Genomic DNA, 10,774 nt, shown 5'->3' with positions numbered 1-10,774 from the left:
GCTTCCATGGTTGGTGCTCCAAGATGATTATCGGAAGCAAAATAAACCTTCTTGCCTTTCGGTATCTTTATGTGATGATGATTACTCATTGTCTGAAGCATACCACTCAGCAAAGCTAGTTGCAGTTTCTTGAAGTTTTAAAGAGTGAAGCTTAATGTTATTAGGCAAACGTTTTTTAATTTTTTTAGCAAAGTCAATGACCATCATCTCACTAGTAGGTTGGTAGTCTACCAATAGTACATTATGACCTCTATCTTTTAATTCTTTTGCTAATTCTACATGAGGGGTGTTTTTGTTAAATACAGTAGCATGATCAAAAACATTAACGATTTCTTCTTTTACAATTTTCTTTAAATCGCTAAAATCAATGACCATTCCATACTTTACATTAGAAGTATCTGTAATAGGAACTCCAATGACGGTAACATTTAAGCGATAACTATGCCCATGAACATTTTTACACTTACCGTCATAACCATATAGTGCATGTCCTGTTTCAAAAGAAAATTGCTTTGTAATACGTATGTTGCTCATTTATCGTCTTTTAATTCGGTTATAGAAATAAACTACAACAAGTATAATTCCTAAAATTAAAAATAATCCGTTACCTCCTAGAAAGTTGAGAATATCCATTCTATTCGTCTTTTATTCTGTTTTTATTATATCTATATACTATATATGCAATTGCAACTAAGACTACAAAAGGTATCATTGTACCTATAAATATACCTGTTCCATAGCTATCGTCTGGTGCATCTTTTAACTTTTGTTTTATGTCTACCTGTTGTAATAAATATATAAGTGCTTTCAACTGTAATTAAATATCAATTTATCAATCAAAAGTACATGAATTTTTTCAGACCAAAATCAGTTTTTAAAGAAGAAATTAAGTGTTTTGAACAAGTGGGTTAAATGTTTTTCTAAATTTTATAATTAATGGTAAACCTCGAGCTATAATCCAAAGTGTAAATGCTGTAAAAACACCATACAATTTATAATCCATAAAATCAGCCCAGAAAATAACAGGAATAAACACTAGCAATGTAGAAAACAATAAAACATTTCTTAAATATTGCATTCTTCCTAATCCTTTAAAAACACCATCAAAAATAAAAGCTAGAGCACATAATGGTTGCATGGCTAAAATCATCCAAAAAACGTTATAAAATTCACTCAAAACAGCTTTGTCATCGGTGAAAATATTTCCAATAGGATAATAAAAAAGCGCACCAATAAAAGCAATTATTAACCCTACAACGATACCATATTTTATAAGTTGTTGATTTAGATTAATAAGTGTTTTGTATGCTTTTGCTCCTAAAAGTTTGCCAGATAAAATGTTGCCTGCACTTGCGTAACCATCTATTAGGAAAGCTCCTAAGAACCAAAGATTAATGGCAATGGTATAGGCTGCGATATATGTTGTGCCGTATTTTGTGGCAAAACTAGTGCCAAAATATAGTGCTACATTAAGCGCTATGGTTCTAACAAACAAATTGATAATCATTACAATAAAGCGTTTAATCTCGGGATTAAAAGGAAACTTAACCAACAATGGAATATCAGTTTTTTTAATGATGTAATATGCGGAAAGTAATGCCATAATAATTTGAGCAACAACACTAGCATAAGCAGCACCTTTTATATGCATTGCTGGGATAAAACCTTCTATGCCGTAAACCAAAATAATATCTAAAATGATATTTGCTATTGCTCCTGTTATAGCAATAAGCATTGGGTAATACGTGTTTTGAAGCCCTCTAAAGGTTCCGAAAACTGCAATTGTAAAAAGGGTAAATGGAAAGCCAAACACACGAATCTGATAATATTCTATGCTATAGTTTAGAATAAGATCTGAAGCATTGTAGAGTTTAAAAATTTGAGACGCAAAAGGGTAAGTCGCTAAAATAATTAAGATACTCAAAGAGGTTATAATAAAGATAGCTTGAGCAGGGAGATTTTTTACTTCATTAAGCTTGTTAGCTCCCAAATATTGAGATACAATTGAAGAAATAGCGCTACGAGTTTGCCCTAATACCCATATTAGCATAGATAAAAATGTTGTTACAATTCCCACAGCTGCTAAGGCTTCTGTGGAGTTATAATCCATATTGCCAATAATGGCAGCATCTGTTAAAGACAAAATAGGCTCAGATACACCAGAAATTAATGCTGGTATTGCAAGCTTATTGATTTGTTTTAATGTAATTGTTGAGCTCAAAGGACTAACTTAAGCATGCTTACTCTGTTTTGAGAGGTAAACACTATTATATATTTATAGTCGCGAAGTTCGTGAATTTTTTGATTTTTTTATGCGATTGATATATGCAGATATTACCTTAAAAAAGCAAATGCTACTTTGGTTTTTAGCCAAATAAATTAAGTTTATATTTAGACTCTGAATTAAAGTATGATTCATTTTTTAAACTGTTGTAATTCAAAAAACATCTATTTGGGGCATTAGCTCAGCTGGCTAGAGCGCTACGCTGGCAGCGTAGAGGCCATCGGTTCGACTCCGATATGCTCCACTTTTAATCCTTAATTAATTCATCATAAACTTGAACACTAAATGAATTAATCATGTTATTTATAACTTTTTCTAAATCAACATTAGGATTACTATATGCAATAAGCTCATTAAATATATAACTTTCTCTAGGTTCTGAGGTGAATTTATAAACAGATGCAACCTCCCTTTTAATGGTGTCTTTTGAAATTGTACCGATTATGGCTAATTCTACTTTATAAGATTCATGATCTCCAAGATATTCCGAATCGCATTCGCCACCATAAATACTTTCATAAGAGATAAATTCATTGGCAATTAGTGTTGTTATTTCTAGTGTAGATTTTGCAGTATCTGAAACATGAATATTCCTTTTTTTAAGTTTTGTTATTAAAATAGGTTTTAGTTTTTGAGATTCAAGGTCATAGGAATAAGTTCCAGCTAAAAACACACCTTTAGAATTGATACTGTCTAATAAAATTGGGTTGTAGTTCAGATTTACATAGGTTTTACTTTTAAATTTTTTCTTTTTCCATCTACGATCATTACTAAAGTTATGTATTGAAACAACATTACAAGATAGAAAGCACAATAAACCTAGTAGTAAAAGTGTTTTTTTCATGCAGATTTTATCTCAAAAACCGCACCGTTTTATTAATTACTGTATTGAGTTCAATAGAAACTTCTTCTTTTTCCCAAGGATGTTTTACATTAAATACATGGTTTGCTTCTTTAATGATTTCTAGTTGACTGTTAGGATTCCATTGATGCAAGGCATAGGCTTCTTCAATTTTTACTGAAGTGTCTTTGTCTCCATGGATAATTAAATGAGGAATTGTCATCTGCTTCATTGCAGATTCTATATGAAGGCGCTTCTCATTGGCTTTAAAATTTTTATAGAACTGGTAGTAATGAGGCATTTGTTGTTTTGTTCTACCATTTTCTACATACATAACACCTTTTTCTTTCCATTCTGTCATATTAGCCATTCTGGTAGTGCGCTTGCCAAATTCGCAAACACTAGCTAGTGTAATAAGTTTATTTATTCTAGAATCTTCTGAAGTTTTTAGAATAGAGATACCACCTCCACGACTATGACCAATTAAAGTGATTTTATTAATATCTACATTAGAATGATCTTTAAATTGATCTTGAGCCCAATTAATAACATCATTTAAATCATCTAATTCTATAGTATAATTATTATTACCAAACGCTTCTAAATCTGGAAAGTCAATTGGGTTTTCCATTGTGCCTCCATTATGAGAAAAATTGAATTTTATAAAACAAAAGCCAGAGTCAGCAATTCTTTTAGCCATAATATTCCAAGCTCCCCAATCTTTAAAGCCTTTATAACCATGACAAAAGATAACTATTGGTTGATTTGAATGATTTGAAGAATAAAAAGTATCAATGAGTATTGGTTTTTTATTGGTTCTGTTTAGAATAAAATTTTTATCTATTTTCATTAGTCGAGTTCTTTTTCTATAAAATCAATGTTTTTATTATGAATTTCTAGAATAAGCTTTTTTAGTTCATCCTCGAAATTAAAAAGGGTGTCTTCAGTTACTAATTGGTGTTTATTTCTGCTATATGTAGATTCTTTTTTTCCGAATTTTAAAAATCCTTCATTTAAATTTTTAAACGAAATTATACCTGCTTCAATAGGTAATTCAATTTTCTTTTTTTGTTTCATTATATAAGCATAACACAATATCTGAAAAGATTTACTATACTTATCATAATCTGTAATGAGGTCTTCCCAGTTTACTATTTCAACTTTGTTTTGTTCAACTTTTCCAGATTTATAATCAATAATACGTGTTGTGCCGTTAAACTCGTCAATTCTATCAACTTTACCAGTAAGTTTAATTAGATGCTCAATATTTTCAATTTTTAGTTCAATAGTCTCGTCTGCTTCAATGGTTATGATCTTAATTTTATTTCCATTTTTAAGTTGATCTATCTCAGAATTAATAAAATTTAAGACATATCGCTGAGCAATTTCAAAAATGATTAGGTTTTTACCTTTAGAGAAATCGCCATCCTTGTATAGATCTTTAAAGTGCTTTGTAACGGTTTTATTAATTAAAGTTTTAAAAGTTTGGAGATGTTCTAATGTTAAAAGGCTCCCTTCTATAGGTTTATAAAAATCCTCTAGGATATTGTGAATTACTGAGCCTAATGTGTTTGCTGCAATATTTTCTTCGACATCTTCAAAGGCTTTTATACCAAGTATTTTTTCATAATAAAAATCTATTGGGTTTCTAATATAATTAGTTAATGATGAAGGTGAAAACCCTTTATTAGCCACCTCTTTTATTTTATTTAAAACAGGAGCTGTTTTTGACATTCGTTTTAAGTTTTTCTTAATAACAGGAGCTTCTGGCGATGCAATAGAATGTTTTATTGCATGAATGCCTTCAACCTCAATTTGAGTGATAAATCTACTTTTTTCACCACCTTTAAGTGCGTCTGCTTCGGTATTGTATAGCAGATAAACGTTTTTAGCACGCTGAATTAATCTGTAAAAGTGATAGGTGTAAACTGCATCTTTTTCTTTAAAGGTTGGTAAATTGTTTTGAAGTTTAACATCAAAAGGAATAAATGAATTATTTGTTTTACCAGATGGCAGTATGCCTTCATTAACAGCACTAATGATAACAGTGTCAAAATCTAATACTCTAGATTCTAACATTCCCATAATTTGAAGTCCTTCTAAAGGCTCTCCTTTAAAATCTAGAGTTTCGGTTTCTACTAGTTCTTTATATATCTTTTGTAAACTTTCAATTGAGTTTAAGAAATAATAGTTGTTATTGAGTTCTGATAATTGATTAAATAAGGAATTAAAGCGGTACAGGTATTCTAACTCTAGATTATTTACCTTTTCAAAATTAAGACATTCTTTAATGCTATAGATAAGATCAGAACAGCTATTAAGAGCTGTTTTTGCATTATTTTCCCAAGAATTGAATAGTATATTAATGAGTTGATGTGTCGTAGAATGTGATATTTTTTTAAGCTCAGAAAGCGAGATATATACAATGTTGTTTTTTTGTATATGGTCGATTAATTGACTAAAATTATCCTTATCATCTCTGTCTAAAACACCATAAATAGAAGGATGATGAATGATTGCAATAATATCCTTATAATAAAATGCATCAGTATTCTTTTTGTGTAATGTAAATAACAGATCAAATAATGAAGCTAATGGTATTTGTTTTAGCGACAATCCCATAGTTACATTTAGCTGAGTTATTTGTTTTGGTATGGAATTGAGTACAGGTATTAATAAGTTTTCTTCACCTAAAACAACTGCAGTGTTTTTTAAATCTCTGTCATTTAGGCTTAGATCGTTTAGTATTTGACCAATATATTTTGCTTGTCCGACTAATTTAGGAACTCCTATAGCTTGTATGTTTTTCTTTTCACTATAGTGAGATGTAACCCAATTAAAAGGATGTTTCTTAAAGTAATTCCAATTAGCCTTATGATCTCTTATAAATAAACCAGCATCATGAATATCATCTTCTATAAATATTTTATCTATGTCCCAATAAATATCTGCCAAATCACTTTGAAGCAAGCCTTGTATGATTTGTGATTCGCTAGTGTTTAAAGCATTAAAACCTAAAAAAACATGTCTTTTATTGGTGTTGTTTTCAATATAGGTTTCAAGGTTTGTAACAGCTTCCCTGTAAATTAGCCCTTGATAACCTTTTTCTTCATGAAGAAGTTTCCCTGTAAATGCTTTGTAGTATTCTTTAAGGTCTTTCCAAAAGCTTAAATGTGCTTTTATTAAATCGGTTTGCTCTGGTTCTAATGACCAGTGATTAATTTCTTTAATGGCATGTAAATAATCAAATATGGCATTTTGATCGGTTAGATAACGATCGATTTCATTAAAGTCTTGCAATAAGATTTGAGCCCAATTAGTAAAAGACTCAAAAGATTCTTGGTCTTCTTTTTTTGTTGCATCTAAGTAAGAGGTGTAAAACTGAAATATTAATTCGGTATTAGATAAACTTTTTAGACCAGACAATTCTTCAACAAATTCCTCGATACTGAAAATCTGAGGAGCAAACACAGGATTGTCTATGATTTTAGAAAGGTGATGTTTTAAAAAAACACCTGCACGTTTACTAGGTAATATAAAGCAAGTATCTTCTGGTTTTAAACCCTTATGTTTAAGGTCTAATAAAACGGATTTTATAAAACTAACCATTTTATAAAAATAAAAAACGCTCCGAAACTCGGAGCGTTTTTTAAATATATTTTAGAGTGTATTTGTTAGTTCTTTAACTTCACCTCTACACGTCTATTTTCTTTTCTACCAGATCTAGTTTTGTTACTAGCAATTGGGTTATCTTCACCGTAACCAGTAGCAGTTAATCTGTCAGCACTAATTCCGTTGGCAATTAAGTAATCTCTAACAGCATTAGCTCTTTTTTCTGATAATCTTTGATTGCTAGACTTAGGACCAACACTATCAGTATGACCTTCAATTGCAAAATCAGCTTTTGGATATTGCTTGAAGATAGCTACCATTGCTTGTAATACTTGGTCAGTTTCTTTTTTGAAAGATGATCTACCAGTGTCAAATAAAATAGTTTTAGCATAAGTGTTTAAAGTTTCCATTACTTCTTGAGTAGGATTAACTTCAGGACAACCATTGTTTGCTGCAACACCAGCTTCGTTAGGACACTTGTCGTCTTTGTCTAAGATACCATCACCATCAGTATCTGGCCAAGGGCAACCATTATTTGCAGCAGGACCTGATTCGTTAGGACAGTTGTCATCACCGTCAGCAACACCATCACCATCAGCATCTGGACATCCCATAAGAGATTTTAAACCAGCTACAGAAGGGCAGTTATCGTCTTTATCCATTACACCATCACCATCAGCATCTGGGCAACCGTTAAATTCTGCTAAACCAGCAGTATTAGGACAATCATCTTTAGAATCTTGAATACCATCACTGTCAGAATCTGGGCAACCGTTAAAGATTTCTAAACCTGCTTCTTCTGGACAAGCATCTTCATGGTCATAAACACCATCACCATCTGTATCAGTGCCACCAAATTTAAAAGTAATACCTACAGAGTGTTGGAAATGTTTAGGTAAATAATCTTCGAAAGCATGCTTATAAGTGGAAGTAACGTCAATTCCTACTTTTTCGGTAAACCAATATTTTAATCCTAAAGAACCGTTTAGTGTACCAGCTCCAATTTCATCTAACCATGAGTAACCACCACCTACACCAAGGTAAGGATCAATAGATTTAGATTTTATAATATCCATAAAGCTATAAGACACTCTACCATCTACACCAAAGTATGTTAAATCATCAACTTTGTTTGTTCCAGCTTCAGAGCCATTGGCATTTAAGTTTGTACCAAACTTATCTATTCTATTTAAAGAACCAGTAGCAGTAAAAGTAAATCCATCGCTTAGGTATCTTGAAACAGAGATAGTAGATAAAGAAGGAAAAATATTCCAATGATCTTCAACATTAAAGTACTCATCGAAGTAATCTCCTTGTGGGGCATCTTCGCCCACAGGATAAAAGTCAACAGCATTGGCGCCAATTGTTACAGCCCATGGGTTGTTTTTGTCTTGAGCATGCGTTGTGCTATAACTAATAAATAGCACCGCAGCCAAAAGTAATCTGCTAAGATTTTTCATATTCTAAACTAATTTTAATTTTAAGTGTTAATTAAGAGCAAATTTAAGTTGTTAAACTTTATTAACAAAGACAAATGTATAAAAATATTGTTATAATGCCCTAAAATAGTGCGTTTATAGCAGTTTTAAATAACTTCTAATTGCTTACCAACTTTTATAAATGCGTTTATAGTTTTGTTGAGATGTTCTTTAGTATGAGCGGCTGAAAGTTGTACACGAATACGTGCTTTTTCCTTAGGAACAACAGGGTAAAAGAACCCAATAACATAAACTCCTTCTTCTAAAAGCATATTAGCCATGGTTTGAGACAGTTTAGCATCGTATAACATCACTGGTACAATTGCAGAATCACCATCTACAATATCAAAACCTGCTTCTTTCATACCTTTCTTAAAGTATTTTGTATTCCACTCTACTTTATCTCTAAGTGCTGTGTCGTTCTTTAGCATATCAAAAACCTTAATTGAAGCTCCCACAATGGCAGGTGCTAGAGAGTTTGAGAATAAATAAGGTCTTGAACGTTGACGCAAAATTTCGATGATCTCTTTTTTTGCTGTAGTGTAACCACCCATTGCACCACCTAAGGCTTTTCCTAAGGTTCCAGTAATTATATCTATTCGTCCTAGAACACCTTTTTCTTCAAGAGTACCTATGCCAGTTTCGCCTATGAATCCAGTAGCATGGCATTCATCTATCATTACCATAGCATCGTATTTGTCTGCTAAATCACATATTTGATCTAATGGAGCAACTAAGCCATCCATAGAAAACACACCATCTGTAACTATAATTTTAAAGCGAGCTCCATTTTCATTTGCAGCAATAAGCTGCTTTTCTAAATCAGCCATGTCATTATTCTGATAACGATATCTTGCTGCTTTACAAAGCCTCACTCCATCTATAATAGAAGCATGGTTTAGTGAATCTGAAATAATAGCATCTTCTTTAGTTAATAAAGGTTCAAAAACACCTCCATTAGCATCAAAAGCAGCTGCATATAATATGGTGTCTTCTGTACCATAGAAGTTGGCTATTTTTTGTTCTAATTCTTTGTGAATGTCTTGAGTACCACATATAAACCTTACCGATGACATACCAAAACCATGAGAGTCTAAAGTGTCTTTAGCTGCTTGTATAACTTCAGGGTGAGAAGACAATCCTAAATAATTATTAGCACAGAAATTTAGAACTTTTTGGCCAGTATTAAGTGTGATTTCTGCTCCTTGAGGTGAGGTTATAATGCGTTCTTCTTTAAAAAGTCCAGCTTCTTTAATAGATTCTATTTCTTGCTGTAAATGTGTTTTTATATTCCCGTACATATTTTATTGTTTGAGTTTAGCAAAGATACTATTCTATAAACTATATTTCAACAACTTCAACACTATCGTTTATATAAACAATGTACTTGTGTTTTATTTTATAATGCATGTTCTCTATAATAGTTGCATAGGTTCCTAGTTGTAATTTATAACTTGCTTTTTGCTCACCTGTTTTGTAGTCAAGTATTACTACTTCATTCTTTGAATTGATATTTATACGATCTGGTCTTAATAATTGGCCAGATTGGGTTATAATATCTCTTTCATTATAGGTTTGGTATTCATTAGTAAAATAAGGACTTAGCTTATTGTGTTGTATAACGCTATTTACGATGTGTCTAAGTTCTTTTTCATTTGCTGAAGTTATATCTCCAGAGGCTAACAGATTATTAAAAGCAAAATCTACATCTTGATGCGTTTTAATTTTGGATAAAATGAGATGAACCAAGTTGCCACGTTCTATAGCTTTTTCTTGCTTGGTATCCCAAAGTTGACCAGATTTTGTAATAATCTTTAAATTATGATCTTCTTTTGGTACTGAAATAAGATTGATAGTGCTGGATTCCGTTTCTTGCTTTGTTTCAACTTCGTTTTGTTGTAAAGTCCCAAAACTATAGGCTAATTGATTATCGGACCATAAACTAAGGTTTTTTAAGTATGAGATTAACATTCCGGAATAAGTGTTGTTGTTTACAATTCCTTTAGCATTGACGTCCTTTTTAGATATTATAAAAAGCTGTTCTGAAGCTCTTGTTAATGTAACATACAATAGGTTGATGTTATCTAATTCTAACTGAGATTGATGGTAGTTATAGATGTATTGTCCAACTTCACCATAATTTTCAACATCTTTATTGTAATTGAGTAATAAAGTTTCAAAACCATTGTAATTATCTTCATCAACAGGAAACCAAATTTTAGGATCTAATTCTTTATAAATATTAAGATCTGCAAAAGGAAATATAACAACAGGGAATTCTAGTCCTTTAGATTTATGAATGGTTATTATTTGAACAGCGTTAGTGTTTTTAGGCGAAATAACACTTAGGCTATCTTTTTTTTGTTCAAAATAGTTAACAAAACCTGTTAAATCTGAATTCTGTTTTTGTGTGAATTCCAAAACAATATCCAGATAGAATTGTAAATAAGCATCAGACGTGTTGTGTAAATTGAATGTTCTAATAAGTTGTTCTACAAGCTCATACAGAGGTAAGCTTAAAAGTTTATTCTTATCTATATAAATATTTAAGGTTTCTAG

At 31.4% G+C, this 10,774-nt stretch carries 9 protein-coding genes and 1 tRNA gene; 1 reads left to right on the top strand and 9 read right to left on the bottom strand.

The window, feature by feature from the left end; all coding sequences use genetic code 11:
• Positions 1–81: 81 nt before the first annotated feature.
• From N4A42_RS00930 to N4A42_RS00920, 3 genes are all read right to left on the bottom strand, one after another.
• Complete coding sequence (locus N4A42_RS00930; RefSeq protein ID WP_294068634.1) at positions 82–534, bottom strand: 6-carboxytetrahydropterin synthase; 453 nt, start codon at positions 532–534, stop codon at positions 82–84.
• 100 nt (positions 535–634) lie between these two features.
• Complete coding sequence (locus N4A42_RS00925) at positions 635–811, bottom strand: hypothetical protein (RefSeq protein ID WP_294068632.1); 177 nt, start codon at positions 809–811, stop codon at positions 635–637.
• Between the two features lie 75 nt (positions 812–886).
• Positions 887–2,221 (bottom strand): MATE family efflux transporter, encoded by a 1,335-nt coding sequence (locus N4A42_RS00920; RefSeq protein WP_294068630.1) that lies wholly within the window; start codon positions 2,219–2,221, stop codon positions 887–889.
• 233 nt (positions 2,222–2,454) lie between these two features.
• Between N4A42_RS00920 and N4A42_RS00915 the strand changes: the two genes are divergently transcribed.
• Positions 2,455–2,528: transfer RNA gene (locus N4A42_RS00915), tRNA-Ala, on the top strand.
• Between the two features lie 3 nt (positions 2,529–2,531).
• Here the strand turns inward: N4A42_RS00915 and N4A42_RS00910 are convergent.
• The 6 genes from N4A42_RS00910 to N4A42_RS00885 all read right to left on the bottom strand — a co-directional run.
• The gene (locus N4A42_RS00910; RefSeq protein ID WP_294068628.1) at positions 2,532–3,128 is read right to left on the bottom strand and encodes a hypothetical protein; all 597 of its coding nucleotides are present in this window, start codon (positions 3,126–3,128) and stop codon (positions 2,532–2,534) included.
• A gap of 7 nt (positions 3,129–3,135) precedes the next feature.
• Complete coding sequence (locus N4A42_RS00905) at positions 3,136–3,975, bottom strand: alpha/beta fold hydrolase (RefSeq protein ID WP_294068626.1); 840 nt, start codon at positions 3,973–3,975, stop codon at positions 3,136–3,138.
• Entirely contained in the window at positions 3,975–6,734 is a 2,760-nt protein-coding gene (locus tag N4A42_RS00900; RefSeq protein ID WP_294068624.1) for a PD-(D/E)XK nuclease family protein, read from the bottom strand. Before N4A42_RS00900 ends, N4A42_RS00905 begins: the two co-directional genes overlap by 1 nt.
• Positions 6,735–6,799: 65 nt before the next feature.
• Positions 6,800–8,197: an OmpA family protein gene (locus N4A42_RS00895; RefSeq protein WP_294068622.1), complete on the bottom strand. Its 1,398-nt coding sequence runs from the start codon at positions 8,195–8,197 to the stop codon at positions 6,800–6,802.
• Between the two features lie 125 nt (positions 8,198–8,322).
• The gene (kbl, locus tag N4A42_RS00890) at positions 8,323–9,516 is read right to left on the bottom strand and encodes a glycine C-acetyltransferase (protein ID WP_294068620.1); all 1,194 of its coding nucleotides are present in this window, start codon (positions 9,514–9,516) and stop codon (positions 8,323–8,325) included.
• Between the two features lie 40 nt (positions 9,517–9,556).
• Positions 9,557–10,774: 3'-5' exonuclease (locus N4A42_RS00885; protein ID WP_294068618.1), on the bottom strand; the 1,218-nt coding region annotated here is incomplete at its 5' end.

The sequence above is a fragment of the Winogradskyella sp. genome, from assembly GCF_025210595.1.
GTDB lineage: Bacteria > Bacteroidota > Bacteroidia > Flavobacteriales > Flavobacteriaceae > Winogradskyella.
The sequence above is the reverse complement of the archived record's forward strand: the minus strand, read 5'-3'. Positions and strand labels throughout refer to the sequence as shown.

Coding starts and splice junctions, on each gene's coding strand:
- N4A42_RS00900 (WP_294068624.1), bottom strand. CDS start 6,734: ATGGTTAGTTTTATAAAATCCGTTTTATTAGACCTTAAACATAAGGGT.
- N4A42_RS00895 (WP_294068622.1), bottom strand. CDS start 8,197: ATGAAAAATCTTAGCAGATTACTTTTGGCTGCGGTGCTATTTATTAGT.
- N4A42_RS00905 (WP_294068626.1), bottom strand. CDS start 3,975: ATGAAAATAGATAAAAATTTTATTCTAAACAGAACCAATAAAAAACCA.
- N4A42_RS00910 (WP_294068628.1), bottom strand. CDS start 3,128: ATGAAAAAAACACTTTTACTACTAGGTTTATTGTGCTTTCTATCTTGT.
- N4A42_RS00930 (WP_294068634.1), bottom strand. CDS start 534: ATGAGCAACATACGTATTACAAAGCAATTTTCTTTTGAAACAGGACAT.
- kbl (WP_294068620.1), bottom strand. CDS start 9,516: ATGTACGGGAATATAAAAACACATTTACAGCAAGAAATAGAATCTATT.